This is a genomic window from Mucilaginibacter frigoritolerans, assembly GCF_007830615.1.
GTDB lineage: Bacteria > Bacteroidota > Bacteroidia > Sphingobacteriales > Sphingobacteriaceae > Mucilaginibacter > Mucilaginibacter frigoritolerans.
Genome location: NZ_VLLI01000007.1, coordinates 102,583 through 119,700, shown reverse-complemented (window position 1 = coordinate 119,700; position 17,118 = coordinate 102,583). Strand labels below are relative to the sequence as shown.

Below are 17,118 nucleotides of genomic sequence, written 5' to 3'. Positions count from 1 at the left end.
ATTATTCATTTTCGCCACGAGCCTTAACCATAATGATCAGGTCGATAATGTCTTTAACTTTTGAACCCATGTGGTCTATATCATCATCATCAAACTCAATATCGAATTTGTGTTCCACCTTTGCAGCAATATTGATTAACTCAGTTGATGGTGTACTTAAGTCGGTTAAAAAATCTGTTTCTTCGGTTACGCCAACCAATCTTTCCGGATCAATTGTTCTTATCGTTTTCAATACCTCAATTAAACCATCAAGTATTTCTTGTCTTTCCATATTAATTATTCGGGTTTTTTAAAAAGTTCAATTTTTATAGCTCGGCCGGTAATGTCAAACAGTTCGGCTACCTGGATAAAATCTTTGCTAATATCATATTTTAATAATCTTTCCTCTGTAAAATCACTAAAATAATCATCAGGGTTAATGCCTTTCGGTACTTTATAAATACGGCCGTTGCAAGCCATCTGCCTCCATTTATAAAAGGTGATATTGCCTAAACAGACAAAGGTATCGCCATACTCCAGGTAGTTATAAAAGTTAACGTTACCAATACTTATAAAAGCCGGGATAAACATTTCCTTTAACTCTGCCGGGGTACAGTTTAGTTTACGGCATTCCAAAAAAGTGGCGCACGATACCGTACTTGCCTGTGCAAAAGCCTCTACCTGGTCAACCCCTCTGAAAATGCCGAAGTGATCTTCTACATCTCTTTCGGTAGGCGAATACCTGGTTACAATCCCTTTATTGGGCGAATGCCACAGATATTTATCTACGTATCTTTTTGTTGGGCCATGCAGTAGCATTTGCTCGGGTGGTACACCAACAAGATTACCATTTTGAATGATATTTAAATAGGTTTCTTTATCGGTTATCATAATAGGCCGCCATTGATATGGATATTTGTCCCGTTAATATATGAAGCTTTATCCGATATCAGAAATTCAATTGCATCGGCAATATCATCAACCTTGCCAAATCGTTTTGCGGGGATCATATGCAGATATTTTTCTTTTATAGCATCGGGAATACCTGCTGTCATATCCGTTTCCACAAAACCAGGCGATACACTCAGCACCCTGATGTTATGATCGCTTTCATTCAATGCCGCAGCTTCCTGCGCCAGCGACCGGGTAAGTGCCGTAAGACCGGCCTTGGTTGCTGCGTAAACCGATTGAAATGCATTGCCGCTTTCGCCAACAACCGAACTGATATTAATAATCACACCGCGACCATATAAACCGAAAATCTTCATGGCGGTTTTACAAATCATGATGGGTGCCCGCAGATTTACGTTCAGCATGGCATCAATCTCCCGCTCCGGCTGAAAATTCAAGGGCTTATCATAAGTTACCCCGGCATTGTTAATTACCGCGTAAAGGGTTTCACCGTGTTGTTTTTTCAGTTGCTTGCAGAAATTAGCCAGTTGTTCAGGGTCCGAAAAATCGGCACATAACAGATGGCTGCCTGGCTCAACAGAAGTAAAACTCTCTTCTTTTGAGGCATGCAATATCAATTCATAAGTTGAAGATAACTTTTTCGAAATGGCCAGGCCTAAACCTTTACTGGCACCGGTTATTAATACCTTTTTTTTTTCCATCAGGGCGATGTTCAAAACTAACTATTTCAGTGCAATTTAATAAATTTAAATAGTTAACTTGTAAGTAACTATTGTTTAGGGTTTTGCAATAATTATAAATTTGATAAATTGTAAATGCCCATCAATCATTTTACATATGTTTAACACTATTGCCATAAATTGCTGTTAAACTTGCAGCGATGAAACTTAAACACAAAAAGGGCGCGTGAGAGACGCCTTTAGGTTTCATTCTCAATTTAAACAATCGTTATAAATGAAGATCGGAATAGTTTGTTACCCAACTTTTGGAGGTAGCGGGGTTGTTGCAACTGAACTGGGCAAAGCCCTTGCAGACCGTGGGCACCAGGTACATTTTGTAACTTATAATCAGCCTGCCCGGTTAGATCTTTTTTCCGAAAATTTATTTTATCACGAGGTATCTGTATCCAACTATCCGCTTTTTGATTTTCCGCCATATGAGCTTGCTTTGGCCAGTCGTTTGGTTGATGTAGTGCGATTTGAAAAGCTGGATGTTTTACATGTTCATTACGCCATACCACATGCTTCGGCAGCATTTATGGCTAAACAAATATTAATGACCTATGGTATTTATATACCGGTGGTTACCACCCTGCATGGTACCGATATTACGCTGGTAGGTCGCGACCGTACCTTTAAGCCGGTAGTTACTTTTTCTATCAATAAATCTGACGGGGTAACAGCTGTATCAGAACATTTGAGGAATGACACCTATAGCTTTTTTGAGATTGAGAACGATATCAGGGTGATTCCTAACTTTATTGATCTTACCCGTTTCAGTCTGAAAGCTAAAGATCACTTTAAAAAAGCGATTGCTCCTTTCGGTGAAAAAATAATTGTACATACCTCCAACTTCCGCAAGGTAAAGCGTACGCAGGATGTGGTGAAGATTTTTGCCCAGCTAGTTAAAACCATCCCTTCAAAATTACTGATGGTGGGCGATGGCGGCGAACGTTCTTATTGTGAGCAGCTATGCCGTGATCTGGATGTTTGGGAAAATGTGCGCTTTTTAGGGAAACAGGATGCTATTGAAGAAATACTATCCGTATCCGACTTGTTTTTAATGCCATCAGAATCAGAAAGCTTTGGCTTGGCAGCGTTGGAAGCAATGGCTTGCAAGGTGCCTGTTATCAGTACAAATGCCGGTGGTTTGCCAGAGCTGAATGTTGAAGGCGTAACCGGGTTTTTGAAAGATGTTGGTGACGTTGACGGAATGGCCGAAAAAGCGATTTATATTTTGGAAGATGAGGCCCGCTTGCAGCAATTTAAAGAAAACGCACTTGCCCGTGCCAAAGAGTTCGACCTGGCTAACATACTGCCTATTTACGAAAGCTATTATATTGAAGTAATAGAACGTTGCAAGGAAAAAGCTTTAAGCTGTAAAATGTAAATAAAAAGCACAAAGCCGAAGGTGTTTTAATTGCCTTTAACTTTGTGCTTTAATACTTTTTAATCCGCTTGCCTACTCAGCAGGCGTAAATTTTAAGCAAACCGGATTGCCAATTTCTATGGCTACAGAAATCCTATATATTCTGCCGGAAGCTTTATCAATCTTGTAAACAAAAATACTATCACTATCCTGGTTCGCTACCACCATGAAACTGCCTGATGGATCAATAGCGAAATCGCGTGGGTTTTTGCCTTCTGTTGATGTGCGCTGTACAAATGTTAATGTACCCGTTTCCTGATCAATTGCAAATACACTGATTTCATTGGTTTCTAAACGGTTTGAAGCATAAAGGAATTTACCATCTGGCGAGATATGGATGGCTGCACCTGCGGTTTGTCCTTTAAAGCCGTCAGCAAGCAGGGTTATGGATTGTTTTTCTTTCAGTTTGCCATTGTCATAATCAAAAACATGTACTGCCGATCCCATTTCGGTTACGAGGTAAACATATTTTTTATCGTTCGAAAAAACGATGTGACGTGGCCCCTCACCATCTTTCACACTTACAAAAGCAGGTGAAGCAGGGGTTAACGGCTGTGGGTGTGACGCATGATACCGCATGATGTTCAATTTATCGGTACCCAAATCGCTGTATAGAAGATATTTTTCATCGGGCGATAACTGCGCAATATGCACATGCGGACCTTCCTGCCTGTCTTTGTTTACGCCATGACCTTCATCCTTCACTATTTGTGATGCCGGTTTCAGGGAGCCATCTTTATTTACAGGTAAAACGGCCATTGTGCCGCTGCTGTAATTGGCTATAAATACATTTTGCTGGTCCTTGTCTTCTGAAATGTAGCAAGGATCTGCACCGCCCGATGGTTGTTTGTTGATAAACGCCAGTTTTCCTTGTTTTGGATCGAAAGTAAAGGCGCTAACTTCTCCGTTTTTACCGATTTCATTTACTGCGTAAACAAATTTATTATCATTTGAAACAGTAAGGTATGATGGATTATCTACTCCGTCAATCTCATTTAAAAAAGCCATATGGCCCGATTGAACGTAGAAACGATAAACATAAATGCCTTTGCTTTTACCTTTGGTATAGGTGCCTATCAGCAAATCATAGCTCGAAGGGCCTGTTTTTTTATGCTGTGCGTAAATAGCTACCGGGAACAGCAGCGAAATAATTACCAGGAATTTTCTCATTTTGAAAGATGAATTGGTTACGCATGCAAGATAATAATTATCAGGTAAAAGGTTAATGTTAACACTAACCTTTTACAATAGCTGTTATTAAAAAGTGATGCCCATATTCCAGAACATAAACGCCCATTTATCAACCTGACCACTTATTACTTGTTCTGTACTTTGGCCTGCACCATGGCCCGCCTTGGTTTCAATGCGGATAATTACCGGGGCAGGGCCTTGCTGGTATTCCTGCAGGCGGGCAGCAAACTTAAATGAATGTGCAGGTACTACACGGTCATCATGATCGGCAGTAGTAACCATCGTAGCCGGGTAACTGGCTGGTTTTAAAGCATGGTACGGCGAATATTTATACAGGTAGTCAAACATTTCTTTTGAATCTTCGGCAGTACCGTAATCATAGCTCCATCCTGCACCTGCAGTAAACTGGTTGTAACGCAGCATGTCCAATACACCCACGGCCGGTAAAGCTACTTTACATAGGTCAGGACGTTGGGTCATAACGGCTCCAATCAGTAGCCCTCCGTTAGAGCCGCCTGAAATGGCAAGGTAATCTTTAGATGTATATTTATGTTTAATGAGGTATTCGGCAGCGGCAATAAAATCATCAAACACATTTTGCTTCTTCATTTTTATGCCTGCTTTATGCCATTTTTCACCGTACTCGCCACCACCGCGCAGGTTAGGTACGGCATAAATACCACCATGCTCCAGCAGCATAATGTTGCTGGTACTAAATGCAGGCGTAAGGCTGATGCCGAAACCTCCATAGGCATACAATAATGTTGGGTTGTGCCCATTTAATACCATGCCCTTTTTGTAGGTGATAATCATCGGTATTTTGGTGCCATCTTTGGAGGCATAAAACACCTGCTTGCTCTCATACAGCGACGGATCAAATTGAACTCCTGATTTTTTGTAAACCGTAGATACGCCGGTTGCAATATCATACTTAAAAATAGTTGGCGGATAAACGTAATTGGTGAAGGTATAATAAGTTTCCTTTTCTTGTTTTTTAGCACCGAAACCACCTGCCGAACCTACCGAAGGCAGGGTAATGGTACGCTCCAGTTTTCCGTCCATATCATATTGGAGTACCAGCGAGGTAGCATCTTTCAAGTATTCAGCAAAGATTTTACCTCCCCCGGTTGAAGCTGTTAAAACGTTGGTGGTAGTTGGGATCAAATCTTTCCAGTGTATGGGTTGTGGATTTGCAGCATCAACCGTTACAATTTTAAAGTTGGGCGAGTACAGGTTGGTTAAGATATACAGCTTACTGCCTACGTTATCCAGAATGGTATGTTCGTTGTCAAAATTGTCAACCACTTTAACAATTTTGCTATCAGGCAAACTCAGATCTTGCAGGTACAACTCATTACCGGTAGTGGTATTGGCAGCAGAGATCACCAGGAAGCGTTCATCTTCGGTTAAGTAAGCGCCAATATAACGGCGTTGTGTTTCTTCGCCTCCGAAAATTAATTTATCAGTATGCTGGGTTGTGCCTAACTGGTGATAAAACAATTTATGAAATTGCGTCAGTCCGGATAATTGTGAGCCGGTTTTGGGTTTATCATAGCTGCTGTAATAAAAACCTTCATTGCCGTGCCAGGCTATACCGCTGAATTTTATATCAGTAAGGGTATCGCCAATCATACTTTTATCTGCGGTTTTTATAATAATAACCTTGCGCCAGTCGCTGCCGCCTTCTGATAGCTGGTAGGCTGCCATGCTGCCATCCTTTGTAAAGCTGATGCCTTGCAAAGAGGTGGTACCATCTGTTGAGAATTTATTAGGGTCAAGAAATATCTCAGGCGTGCCATCACCTTCCTGCCGCCATAAAACAGATTGATTCTGTAAGCCATCGTTCTTATAAAAATAGGTGTATTTGCCTTCTTTAAACGGTGCACTGTATTTTTCGTAATTCCATAATTGTTGCAGGCGTGTATGCATGGCATCACGATATGGAATTTGGGACAGATAATCCTGCGTAACTTTATTTTCTTCCTTCACCCATTCTTTGGTGTCGTCAGCTCGGTCGTTTTCCAGCCAGCTGTAAGGATCAGGCACGGTGGTGCCAAAATAGGTATTTACGGTGTCAACTTTTTTAGTTGCAGGGTACGATAATTTCTTTGTGTTCATTTGTTGTGCATGGGCGAAGCTGCAAACTAATACAGCTGCTGATAAACAGGTATAATATTTCATTTTGCAATTGTGGGTTGGTTTTGCTAATATAATCTTTTTGAGATAAAGGCAAAAAAGCCGAGTTCCGCCGGATAATTTAATTAACTTAAGAATGATTTTTTTCAACTGCTAAGATTACCTTCTTTACGGCTTGCCTGAGAGAAGGTCGACCATCCGCCTAAAGGCGGAGAACGTCAGGATGAGTCGATACGCCAATGCATTCACGTTAATGCCGCTAGTAGAGTGGACTCACCCGAACGTTGCTTCGCTCGTTCACCCTCTCTGCCGCAAGCGGCAAAGAGGGTGAGAGAAGGTTTGTTTTCTTAATTTAATCACCTTGTCCTCAATGCAGCAGTTTGGATCTAAAGCGAAATTTTATTCCGGATTAATCGTAGCTATGCCGTTCCAGGTCATAGTCAGATTGTCCGGTGATGATCTTTTTTTGCTTATCAATTTCACTATCCAGGTGATGGTCGTATACGCTATCGGTTACGGTGATGTTGCGCTCTTTATCGCGCTCGGCATAATGGATGTCGGCTTCTGAAAGTTTGGCTACGGCTACATCATATGGGCCTTTAGGTGACATCAGCTTTACAAATACCGGTAAGCATTCAAATAAAATAAACAGGTAGCTGATAAATGATTCGGCTAGATAAGTATCCAGGTCGCGTGTTCCGTTTTCGTTGTATGATAATTGTCCCAGTGCCCAGTTCCGGTCCGAAAAACCGGCTACGTTCGACAAGCTGTCCAATTGATGATCGCTGAAAAGGCGGATGCTGTTTAAACCTTCATAATCTTTGCGGGCACTCAGGTACTGATCCATTTTGCCCTCGTCTTCAGTTACGGTTTTAAGGCGGTTTTCTTTTTCCTCCAATACAGCCTGCTTTTGCTTGGCATAAGTGCCATAACCAACAATTCCGGATGTTTGATTGGATTTATCACCAAAAACTTCCTGGTTTAACTGATACCTGGAGCGATTAATATCTTTTTCAAGCGAGTCTTTTTCCTTTTTAAGATCTACAGTTTTACCCAGCTCCATAGCATACTTTTGTCCGTATGTTTTTTGCAGGGTGTCAATTTTTCTGTGCTGGCCCTTCAGGTAAGATGTTTTTAACTTCTGACGGATCTCTTTATCAAATATTTTCAGCTCCAATGGCCTCGATATTACTATCCCTATCATAATAGCTAATAATATCCGGGGAGATGCCTGTAATATCTGCTGATTGGTTGAGCCTTGTTTATCAATACTTGATACGATGTAGCGATCCATGTTAAATATGGCCGTACCCCACAGCAAACCAAACAGAATGGCAAATACTACTGCAAAATCATTTCCGCTAAAAACAAAATACATGGCGTAGCCGCCAGATAGCGACGCAAATAATGCGGTGAAAAATATGGTTGCCCCAATACCTACATATTTATTATGTTCTAAAGGGTATTTTTTTAATGTGCCAACGTGTGCTCCTGAGCAGAACCAAAAAAAGCGTGTTATTTTCTTCATCAATATCTAACTAACAATGTTGCAAACATAATATAAACGCACTTAGTTATTGATTGTTACAAAATATAGACCTAAATATTTGTATGATAACTCTACCTTTGAAAAATATTTATATTTGAACATGAAAGAAATTAGCGTACAGGAACTAAAAGAAAAATTAGATAAAGGCGAAGATTTTCAACTGATTGATGTTAGAGAAGATTTTGAATATGAAATGTCGAATCTTGGCGGTACTCTTATACCCCTTGGCGGCATTTTAATTGAGGTTGAAAAGATAGATAAAACCAAACCTGTTGTAGTAATGTGCCGCAGCGGAAAACGCAGTGCAGCAGCTATTATGCAATTGGAGCAACATGGTTTCACTAATTTAGCCAACCTAAAAGGCGGTATTTTAGCATGGGCAGCAGAAGTTGATCCAACCATTAACGTATACTAAGCCATGTGGAAAAAGGTTTTACCCAATGTTTTATATAACATAGGCATATTTTTAAGTCTTATTGTTGGTTATCAATATGGTATTGTGCAGCATCACTACGGATATATTGTAAGTGCGGCATTAATTATCGCTATCTTTGTATATCTTAAGATCAGGATCTTAAAAGATATCAGAAACGCACAAAAAAAACCATAACCCCAACCCAACATGCTTATTGCAATTTTAGGGATCATTATACTCGTAGTGGGTATAGTGCTCAAACGCTCGCCCGAACCGGGTAACCGCCTTGCCGGTACTGTTAATTTAGTAGGTATAGCCGTAATTGTAATCGGCCTGTTAACATCAGCCTTTAAAGTTATTGACCCAGGCAAGGTAGGTGTACAAGTACTTTTCGGTAAAGTACAGGATGAAGTACTGGAAAGCGGTTTACATGTTATTAACCCTTTGGTTGAGGTAACCACCTTCAGCATACAAACTGAAAACTATACCATGAGTGCCAAAAGCAACGAAGGCCAGGTAGAAGGCGACGATGCGATACGTGTTTTGTCATCTGACGGATTAGAAGTTACTATCGATCTTTCAGTATTGTACAAAATAAATCCTTCAAAAGCGCCTTATATTTTGCAAAATATAGGGGTTAATTATGAAGATAAAATTGTACGTCCTGTTACCCGTACCGCTATCCGCGATAATGCGGTTAATTATCAGGCTGTAGATTTGTACTCAAGCAAACGCGAGGAGTTTCAATACAAGATCAATAAAACCATTAGCGATAATTTCGCAAAAAATGGCTTGGAGATACAGCAAATTTTGGTGCGTAACATCACTTTGCCAGCTACTGTTCGTGCAAGTATAGAATCAAAAATTCAGGCTGAGCAGGATGCACAGAAAATGCAGTTTGTATTGCAGAAAGAACGCCAGGAGGCTGACCGTAAACGAGTGGAAGCGCAAGGTATAGCAGATTATCAGAAAATACTTTCAACCGGCTTAACCGACAAGCAGTTACAGTATCAGAGCATTCTGGCTCAAAAAGAAATAGCTTTATCGCCCAATACCAAAATAATTATAATGGGTGGCGGAAAAGGCAGCCCTATAATGCTGAGCGATAAGTAAAACGTAATTTTTAGAATTAGTCTGGTGATCTTCTTAAACGCTATTGGTTTAAGAAGATCATTTTCTGTTTAAGGCCGGTTCTGGGAATAAAATTACTCCAGGGTAATTTGTCTTCTAATGCTTTCTTCTAATGAGATAAAGGTTTCTGTTCTTTGAATCCCTTTTACACCTTGTATCTGTTCATTCAGTACTTCACGCAGGTGAGTGGTGTCATGACATACAATTTTGGCAAAGATGCTGTAGCTGCCTGTTGTGTAATGCAGTTCAACAATTTCTTTAACTGTTTTTAATTGTTTTACCGCCTCATTGTATTGTGAGCCTTTCTCCAGGAATATTCCCAGGAAAGCGGTAATGTCATAACCTAACTTCTGAGGATCAACTTCCAGGCTGGCACCTTTTATCACGCCCATCTCTTCCAACTTTTTCATCCTTACGTGTATAGTTCCGCCGGAAACGATCAACTCTTTTGCTATCTCGGTGTATGGAGTAGTAGCATTTTTCATCAATATTGATAAAATCTGGATATCCAGATTATCAATTTCTAAATTTTGAGCTTTTCTGTGGGACATAAATTCGAAAAATTTTATTTATATACAAGAATAATTAAAATCTGATAAAAATAAAAATATTCTATTGAAATATTTGCAACAAATTGATAGTCCTGTTAGATTTGTATCAAGCAATTGACCAAAGCTTACCGTTCTTTTAAAATACAAAACATTGTTGGGTGGTGAAATTTTAGGCAGACACACCTCCTTGTCCCGGTGGCGGAGACCATGGAAAACCCGAAGCGGGCTAACCACTCTGTGAAGGTTCGAATCCTTCCCCAACAGCTAGTTTTTAGTAAGTAGTCTTAAGTCCAGAATCCCTAACCAGATTTTGATAAAGACTTAAGATTACCACTCAAGACTAAACAGAATGTAGGATGGTGAAATTTTTGGCAGACACACCTCCTTGTCGCGGTGGCGAAGATTCTGGGAAACTCTTAGCAATAAGAATAACCACTTCGTGAAGGTTCGACTCCTTCTCCTACAGCTCTTCTCATAATTTAGGTTTATAATTGGTTAGCAAAGGCCCCTGCCCATCAGGGGCTTTGCTTGTATATAAGGGTTTTTATTTGTGATGGTGACATTTATAAAAAAGGGTCCTGGCTTTATCGCCAGGACCCTTTTTTGTGGGCTATATTTGCGCGCTGAAGCACGCGCATGTCGCATTTTTTAGCCCATTTTGTCCCAGCATGGCCCATAATTAAGGCTAGTTTTCTGGTTTTTAGGCGATGTTGATTCTGTCGTCCCTGTGTGTTTCGTTTGTGTCATGTATTTCGTGGGACAAGGTAGATGGCTAAAAACCGAGCATTATACCGAATGCAAAATCATGCAGACCGTTTTGATCGGGGCTATTCTCAAACATATTGTTAAAGTAATACTTGGCATATATGCCCCAAGCGCCGTAACCGATACGGGCAACTGCACCATACCTGAAGGTTGCATAATTATAAGTGTCATTAACCTTCTTTGTACCATCCTCCGTACTAACCTGTTTAACACTTGCAGTTAACAGGAAACCAGCTTCGGGGCCAATTACAAAATGGAACCTGTTGCCATCGGCATCTTCTTTCGTTCTGAAATCAAAGGAAAGCGGTAAGCGCAGGTAGCTTGAAGTAAAACGATTTTTGCTCAGTGTTAAGTTGCTGGTTACATAAGACAGCGATGGCTGATGCGGCAAAATGGTAATATCATCACGCAGGCGGATATTTGTCCAATCGAAACCGGCCGCTAAATATAATTTGAACGAATCGCTGAAGCGGGCGCCAAACTGAAATACATCAAAGCCCGCATTACTGGTTTTCCATGAACGGTAACGCAGAAACTGGTTTTGCGGCTTTAAAGTAAAACTTCCATTATCCATTAGTGTTGCCAAGCCCAGATCGAGCCTTGCTATGGTTATTCCAAAAGAGAAATGTGGATAGGCCGAATTATGGTGTACCGTTGTGTCTTCATTTCTGTTGATATTAATCTGCGAAGCATCATCGCCATAGCCAAATTTAATGATTGCTCCTTTTTTTGTTTTTATGCTATCTTTTTTTGAGGTATCGGCCCTATTGCCCTCCGCAAAAAGCATATGGGTAGCCAGCCCTAGAATCAGGGTAAATAATATTCGTTTCATATTATGGAGTATTTGTTTTTTGAGTTAGTTATTTTGTTTGTAATAAGCTGGATAAGGGTTGATTAATTTACCTGATCAACCTTTTCCTCTTTCTTTATTTTTACTATACCCAGGTTTACACTGGTAATGGTTGCTTCATCGCCATCGGTATTTGAAAATTCAATAAACTTATTTTGTCTTTTATCAATCTTGGCTATTACGGCATTCATCATATCTCCAAAGGTATTCATCCGGTGCTTTTTCTTTACAGATCGGGTCTCTTGTTTATTGTTAACCGGTAATACTTGCATTGCCAGCGCATGCTTTGTATCCAAGGCAGGTGTTTCGGCCGATTGTAAGGGTATATTTTCATCAGGCACTATAGCTTTAATGGCATCTGTTTGTCTCTGGCTTACCTCAGCATATATTGGTTTATCTGTAGTATTAATGGTTTTTACAGTATCAACAGTATAATCTTCATTTAAATGAACAACTCTTATTGTTTTTGAAGGATGACTATTATACTTCGTATTTACTTTTGCATAAACTGCTGATGTGCTTGTTATTGCTGGTTTATTTGTATCTGCCTGTAAAATATTTGCCGGTGTGTTTTTAATATTTGTTTTTGTTCCGGCAAAAGTATTTTTACCGGGATGTGTACCGGTGTTTTGTTTTTGAGGGATAAACAAGACATAGGCGGTAACCAAAACAGTAATACTTGCAGCAACGCTTAAGAAAGGGATAAGGCTCTTTTTACGTTTTTTATCAGTTAAGCCGGCAGAAATATTATCCCATACCTGTGCCGATGGCTGTACCTCAAAATTATCCAGCTTTGAGCTAAATAATTCGTCGAGTTCTTTATCCTGCATATCCATATTGTTTTCCCTCCAATTTTATAATCTGTTCCTTTAGCACAGTCCTCGCTCTTGATAGCTGTGATTTTGATGCCCCTTCGGTAATGCCAATCATCACGGCAATTTCCTTGTGCGAATAACCTTCAATAGCATAAAGGTTAAACACCATCCGATATCCCGGCGATAGTTGCTGAATTAAAAGTAATAATTCATTTGCAGCTAATTTTGCCATAGCCAAAGGATTGGTTGATACTTCGTTATGTGCATCATCCAGCTCAACCACCTGCATCATTTTATGATTTTTACGGTAATATTCAATAGAGCTGTGTACCATAATACGCCTTACCCATCCTTCAAATGATCCTTCGCCTCTATAATCCCCCATTTTTTGAAAAACCTTAATGAAGCCGTTTTGTAACATGTCTTCGGCCTCCATCCTGTCGGTTGCGTATCTGCAGCATACACCAAGCATTTTGGAAGCAAACTGTTTATACAGCAATTCCTGTGCTTTGCGCTCACCGGCTTTGCATCGTTTAATCAGTTCGTCTGTTGTGTACTTGTGTTCCAAAAACATCATTTAAAAGTAAGATGTAAAGGGAATAGAAATGGTTGCATGCGTTTGAAAATAATTTTTAATATTTATACAATGATAAGTCTAAACGAGAAAAATTATAAACTGTACTATTTGGACACATGTGTTTTGAGTGAAATGGTCAAGGATAGATCTGGCTTTGGAAGTGATTTATTAAATATTGTCTTAGAAGATGGAATAATAGCCGTTGCTCTAAATTCAATATGGGAGCTTAAATCGGCACCAATAGTTTATAGAGATGTTATTGATGTCATTAGCGTACTGCCTACAGTTATTTTGAAAAACGAAGAGATGATATTTGAAGAGGAATACAAGCTTTTCAATGACTCGACCCACTCTTTATCTCCTATTATGGCTTGTTTTTCAAGCACATTATTTAAGAACTACGGAATTGACATATTGAAAACTTTTGAAGAAAAAGTAACTGATGATAAAAATGAAATGGTTAAAAAAGAACGGAATAAGACATTTGAGATATTGGGTAAAATGCCCTCAAAAATATTTTCAAGGGGTGAATTAAAAACAATATCTTCTGTTGAATCTAGCGTAGAATTGAGTGCATTTATACTGGCAACAAACTATATAATGTCGGAACTACAAGAATATATGAAAGGTGAAAGAGAATTCCCAATTAAAAATTTCCCATCTTTAATGTCTACCTCTTATGCTTTACACTACAAATATTTACAAGCAGAAAGAAAAGGATCAGTAAGTGATATTGAAGACATTTTAATGTCTGCGTTATACCCTTATGTCGATGTTGTTGTAACAGAACGTAATCAGTGTAATATAATTAGACAAATACAAAAAAGGCATGGTTATTTTGAAGGGTTAGAAACCTTAAATATGGAACAAGTAAAAAAACATAAAAACAAAAGGTAACTAATAGAAAAGAAAGCCGATTATATAAAAATTTATATTCACATATAAATTTATACACATAAGAACCAATATTGATATAGATGATATGCTGCTTGCAAAAGCACAACAACTAACCAAAATCAGAACCAAAAAAGCTATTGTTGAAAAAGCCTTAAGGTTATTGGTACAACTTGAGGGCCAAAAAGAACTTTCGGTTTATTGGGGCAAAATTCAGCTTGATGAAAAAGCGTTTGAATAATTAAGGTCTAAATTATTTCATCATCCTGATCTTTTTATAAACTTTCACGGCCATCATTAGGATAATGGATAAAAGAATCAGCCCCAGAAGGCCATAGATCCAGTTTACAGCATTTTTTAGTACAACAAGAAAAACTATTGCGAAAAGAAGAATAGTGGCTACCTCGTTCCAGATACGAAGCTGGGTTGAGGTCCATTTGTAAATACCTTTGGCCATTTGCTTCATTTTATTTTGGCAGATAAAATGGTAAACCAATAGGCCCACAACAAAAAGCAGTTTAATATGCATCCATGGCTGCTGTAGCCATACAGGTGCCAGCCACAGCATAGTTATGCCGGCGGCCAGTACCAATACCATAGAAGGCACGGTAATGATGTACCAGAGCTTGCTTTCCATTATCTCAAACTGCTTTGACAGAATGGTACGATCAGGCTCGGGCTTTTCTTGTGCTTCGGTGTGGTAAATAAACAGGCGCACCATGTAAAACAACCCCGCCATCCAGCAGACTACAAAAATGATATGTATGGCAAGTACGTATTGATACATAACCCCCTAGCCCCCTGAAGGGGGGACTTTTGTTTTATCGATTAATTTCTTTTTACCCTAATTATTCCCTTGCTTGTCAACTCCCCCTTTAGGGGGCCGGGGGGTATTCTTTTATGATTTCTACCGCGTATTTTACATTATCAAAAGGGATATCAGGCATAATACCATGACCTAGGTTAAATATGAAACCCTTTTCACCTTTCATCCGGTCAAACAAACGGTAGATACGTTCTTTAATTACTTTTTTATCAGCATACAAAATATGCGGATCAAGGTTGCCCTGTACAGCTATGCCTGTGGGTAAGCGTTTTTTAATATCCAGAAGGTCAACATTCCAATCGATAGAAATTACGTCAGGTTTTGCTTCGGCCATTAAGGGGGCAAAAACAGAGCTTCCTTTGCAGAAAGAAATTACCGGGATATCCTTACGATTAAGCTTGCTGATAATTTCGGTAATGTAGTGGTGCGAAAATTCTTTATAGTCATCCCACGCCAATGCCTGTGCCCAGCTGTCGAATATTTGAACGGCATTTACACCTGCTGCAATCTGTAGATTCAGGTAATCTGCCGTTACCGTAGCTATTTTTGATAGCAGTTGATGAGCCATTTCCGGCTCATTATGCAACATCAGTTTGGTTAGTTTAAAATCTTTTGATGATCCGCCTTCAACCAGATAACTCATTACCGTAAATGGCGCCCCAGCAAAACCAATTAGCGGAATGCTGCCATTTAAACGTTGTTGAATTACTTTAATCGCATCAGCAACATATTGTAATTTATGAGAAACATCTGTTTGCAGGTTATCAATATCCGCCTTGGTACGTACCGGATTGGCAAACAGCGGGCCAACACCCTGGTTAAAACTCAGGTCACCGCCCATTGCTTCGGCAGTTACCAGGATATCTGAAAATAAAATGGCTCCATCAATTCCTAAAAGGTTAACCGGTAGCATAGTAACATCAGCAGCCAGTTCGGGAGTTTTGCACATTTCCAGGAAAGAATATTTATTTTTTATATCCCAATATTCTTTCATAAAACGGCCGGCCTGGCGCATCATCCATACGGGTGGGCGCTCGGTAGCTTCAGAAAATGCGGCTTTTATCAGTAACGAATCTCTCATAATTATAAAGGCAGCAGCACAAGGTATTGCACTGCTACGGTTTGTGTTTTTTTATTTCCTGATGAAGACGGCTAATTACATCCTTCATTTTGGCATTTATTTTATCTTCATGCTTTTCTGTAAGCTGAAGGTAAGCATCGGCCTTATCATAATTGCCCAGCCTTATGCTGATGTTAGCCACATGTACCAAAGCGGCTACGTGATCATTTACAGAACGTAACGGGTATTGTGCAGCAATTTCATAATGCCTTTCAGCATCTTCATAATCCTGCCTTTGCAGGTACACGCCGCCCATCAGAAATTCATAATAACCCCGGCGTTTTTTTCTTAACCACTCCGGCCTTAGTATTTCATTTAACGCGCGTTCGGCTTTATCGTATTCTTTATGGTGAAAGTATTTGGCCGCTACAACCAATGTTCCCTGCCTGATGTAATCCCATCCCAGTAGTACTATCATCATCAGAGCAACTGCTGCCACCTGATATATCCGCAAATAGGTTAATAATATCAGCGATAAAAAGAATATAATGCCGATAAATAAGCGTGTTCTGTTGCTAAACATTAATGTTGCGAGTCAGTGAATTTATAACCTACACCACGAATGGAGTGAAAATATACCGGATTTTTAGGATCTGGTTCAAAATACTTACGGAAAGTAAGGATAAAGTTATCAATGGTACGGGTTGATGGATATACATCGTAGTTCCAAACGGTTTCCAGGATCTGCTCACGCGATACGGCGTCATTTCTGCGCTCAATAAGCAGTTTTAGCAGCATGGTTTCCTTTTTGGTTAATGCAGTGATTGATTCATCAGCATTTACCAGTTCAAACGAGTTAAAGTGAATGGTTTTATCGCCAATTTTATAACTGTTAAACTCTTTAAGATCATCGCCTTTCAGGCTGCGTTTAACCAGGTTGTTTACCCGTAAAATCAACTCTTCCAGGTTAAAGGGTTTGGTCAGATAGTCATCAGCACCTTTTTTCAAGCCTGATATTTTGTCTTCATTAGTGTTTTTAGCTGTTAAAAACATAATCGGTACGTCAGAGTTTTCCAGGCGGATAGTTTCAGCAACTACAAAGCCGTCAATCTCCGGCATCATCACATCCAGTATCACCAGGTTAAAACGCTCTTCTTTAAATATCTGCAATGCTTTTTTGCCATTGTTGGCAGTAGCAACTTTATAACCTTCCAGTTCGAGGTTAAGTTTTATGGCTTCCAAAAGATGCTCTTCATCTTCGGCTAATAAAATTCTTTTTTTGTTTGGCATGTGGTTCATTATTTAGTGCACTAATTTTT

The 17,118-nt window shown here is 39.6% G+C and carries 20 protein-coding genes and 1 tRNA gene; 7 read left to right on the top strand and 14 right to left on the bottom strand.

From position 1 onward, the window contains the following. Position 1: 1 nt before the first annotated feature. From JN11_RS12910 to JN11_RS12900, 3 genes are read right to left on the bottom strand one after another with little or no spacing between them, the layout of a single operon-like run. On the bottom strand, positions 2–271 hold the full coding sequence (locus JN11_RS12910; RefSeq protein ID WP_144913150.1) for an acyl carrier protein: 270 nt from the start codon (positions 269–271) through the stop codon (positions 2–4). A gap of 5 nt (positions 272–276) precedes the next feature. Beyond that, positions 277–870 carry a hypothetical protein gene (locus JN11_RS12905; protein WP_144913149.1) on the bottom strand — a complete coding sequence of 198 codons (594 nt, stop codon included), beginning with the start codon at positions 868–870 and terminating at the stop codon, positions 277–279. Then, complete coding sequence (locus JN11_RS12900; protein WP_144913147.1) at positions 867–1,592, bottom strand: SDR family NAD(P)-dependent oxidoreductase; 726 nt, start codon at positions 1,590–1,592, stop codon at positions 867–869. Before JN11_RS12900 ends, JN11_RS12905 begins: the two co-directional genes overlap by 4 nt. A 253-nt stretch (positions 1,593–1,845) precedes the next feature. Here JN11_RS12900 and bshA point away from each other — a divergent pair, with 253 nt between their 5' ends. Beyond that, positions 1,846–3,000: an N-acetyl-alpha-D-glucosaminyl L-malate synthase BshA gene (gene bshA, locus JN11_RS12895; RefSeq protein WP_144913145.1), complete on the top strand. Its 1,155-nt coding sequence runs from the start codon at positions 1,846–1,848 to the stop codon at positions 2,998–3,000. Between the two features lie 72 nt (positions 3,001–3,072). Here the strand turns inward: bshA and JN11_RS12890 are convergent, their stop codons facing one another. The 3 genes from JN11_RS12890 to JN11_RS12880 form a co-directional block, all read right to left on the bottom strand. After that, a complete protein-coding gene (locus JN11_RS12890; protein WP_144913144.1) occupies positions 3,073–4,209 on the bottom strand; it encodes a lactonase family protein in 1,137 nt (378 codons plus the stop codon). Positions 4,210–4,296: 87 nt separating this feature from the next. Then, a complete protein-coding gene (locus JN11_RS12885) occupies positions 4,297–6,411 on the bottom strand; it encodes a prolyl oligopeptidase family serine peptidase (RefSeq protein ID WP_144913142.1) in 2,115 nt (704 codons plus the stop codon). Positions 6,412–6,775: 364 nt separating this feature from the next. Further along, positions 6,776–7,894 carry a DUF4407 domain-containing protein gene (locus JN11_RS12880; RefSeq protein WP_144913141.1) on the bottom strand — a complete coding sequence of 373 codons (1,119 nt, stop codon included), beginning with the start codon at positions 7,892–7,894 and terminating at the stop codon, positions 6,776–6,778. Between the two features lie 121 nt (positions 7,895–8,015). Between JN11_RS12880 and JN11_RS12875 the strand changes: the two genes are divergently transcribed. The 3 genes from JN11_RS12875 to JN11_RS12865 are packed head-to-tail and all read left to right on the top strand — an operon-like array spanning position 8,016 to position 9,443. Then, positions 8,016–8,330 carry a rhodanese-like domain-containing protein gene (locus JN11_RS12875; RefSeq protein WP_144913139.1) on the top strand — a complete coding sequence of 105 codons (315 nt, stop codon included), beginning with the start codon at positions 8,016–8,018 and terminating at the stop codon, positions 8,328–8,330. A gap of 3 nt (positions 8,331–8,333) precedes the next feature. Continuing rightward, positions 8,334–8,525, top strand: a complete 192-nt coding sequence (locus tag JN11_RS12870) for a DUF6358 family protein (RefSeq protein WP_144913137.1) — start codon at positions 8,334–8,336, stop codon at positions 8,523–8,525. 12 nt (positions 8,526–8,537) lie between these two features. Next, entirely contained in the window at positions 8,538–9,443 is a 906-nt protein-coding gene (locus JN11_RS12865) for a prohibitin family protein (RefSeq protein ID WP_144913136.1), read from the top strand. Between the two features lie 92 nt (positions 9,444–9,535). Here the strand turns inward: JN11_RS12865 and JN11_RS12860 are convergent, their stop codons facing one another. Next, entirely contained in the window at positions 9,536–10,012 is a 477-nt protein-coding gene (locus tag JN11_RS12860; protein WP_144913134.1) for an Lrp/AsnC ligand binding domain-containing protein, read from the bottom strand. 152 nt (positions 10,013–10,164) lie between these two features. On the opposite strand from JN11_RS12860, the gene JN11_RS24440 reads away from it, so the two are divergent. Beyond that, positions 10,165–10,276 (top strand) — tRNA-Asp (locus JN11_RS24440). A 508-nt stretch (positions 10,277–10,784) separates the two neighbouring features. Here JN11_RS24440 and JN11_RS12855 read toward each other — a convergent pair. From JN11_RS12855 to JN11_RS12845, 3 genes are all read right to left on the bottom strand, one after another. After that, positions 10,785–11,609: an outer membrane beta-barrel protein gene (locus tag JN11_RS12855; RefSeq protein ID WP_144913133.1), complete on the bottom strand. Its 825-nt coding sequence runs from the start codon at positions 11,607–11,609 to the stop codon at positions 10,785–10,787. A gap of 62 nt (positions 11,610–11,671) precedes the next feature. Further along, positions 11,672–12,463, bottom strand: a complete 792-nt coding sequence (locus JN11_RS12850; protein ID WP_144913131.1) for a hypothetical protein — start codon at positions 12,461–12,463, stop codon at positions 11,672–11,674. After that, positions 12,447–13,016: an RNA polymerase sigma factor gene (locus JN11_RS12845; RefSeq protein ID WP_144913429.1), complete on the bottom strand. Its 570-nt coding sequence runs from the start codon at positions 13,014–13,016 to the stop codon at positions 12,447–12,449. Before JN11_RS12845 ends, JN11_RS12850 begins: the two co-directional genes overlap by 17 nt. A gap of 72 nt (positions 13,017–13,088) precedes the next feature. On the opposite strand from JN11_RS12845, the gene JN11_RS12840 reads away from it, so the two are divergent. Both JN11_RS12840 and JN11_RS12835 read left to right on the top strand, forming a co-directional pair. Beyond that, positions 13,089–13,916, top strand: coding sequence for a hypothetical protein (locus JN11_RS12840; protein WP_144913130.1), 828 nt, complete (start codon positions 13,089–13,091; stop codon positions 13,914–13,916). A gap of 34 nt (positions 13,917–13,950) precedes the next feature. Further along, the gene (locus JN11_RS12835) at positions 13,951–14,154 is read left to right on the top strand and encodes a type II toxin-antitoxin system VapB family antitoxin (RefSeq protein ID WP_317131274.1); all 204 of its coding nucleotides are present in this window, start codon (positions 13,951–13,953) and stop codon (positions 14,152–14,154) included. A 12-nt stretch (positions 14,155–14,166) separates the two neighbouring features. On the opposite strand, the gene hemJ is transcribed toward JN11_RS12835, so the two are convergent. The 4 genes from hemJ to JN11_RS12815 form a co-directional block, all read right to left on the bottom strand. Continuing rightward, positions 14,167–14,700, bottom strand: a complete 534-nt coding sequence (gene hemJ / locus JN11_RS12830) for a protoporphyrinogen oxidase HemJ (protein ID WP_144913127.1) — start codon at positions 14,698–14,700, stop codon at positions 14,167–14,169. An 88-nt stretch (positions 14,701–14,788) separates the two neighbouring features. Then, a complete protein-coding gene (hemE, locus tag JN11_RS12825; protein WP_144913125.1) occupies positions 14,789–15,820 on the bottom strand; it encodes a uroporphyrinogen decarboxylase in 1,032 nt (343 codons plus the stop codon). Between the two features lie 34 nt (positions 15,821–15,854). Further along, positions 15,855–16,382 carry a tetratricopeptide repeat protein gene (locus JN11_RS12820; RefSeq protein WP_144913123.1) on the bottom strand — a complete coding sequence of 176 codons (528 nt, stop codon included), beginning with the start codon at positions 16,380–16,382 and terminating at the stop codon, positions 15,855–15,857. Then, positions 16,382–17,089: a response regulator transcription factor gene (locus JN11_RS12815; protein ID WP_144913122.1), complete on the bottom strand. Its 708-nt coding sequence runs from the start codon at positions 17,087–17,089 to the stop codon at positions 16,382–16,384. Before JN11_RS12815 ends, JN11_RS12820 begins: the two co-directional genes overlap by 1 nt. Positions 17,090–17,118 lie beyond the last annotated feature (29 nt).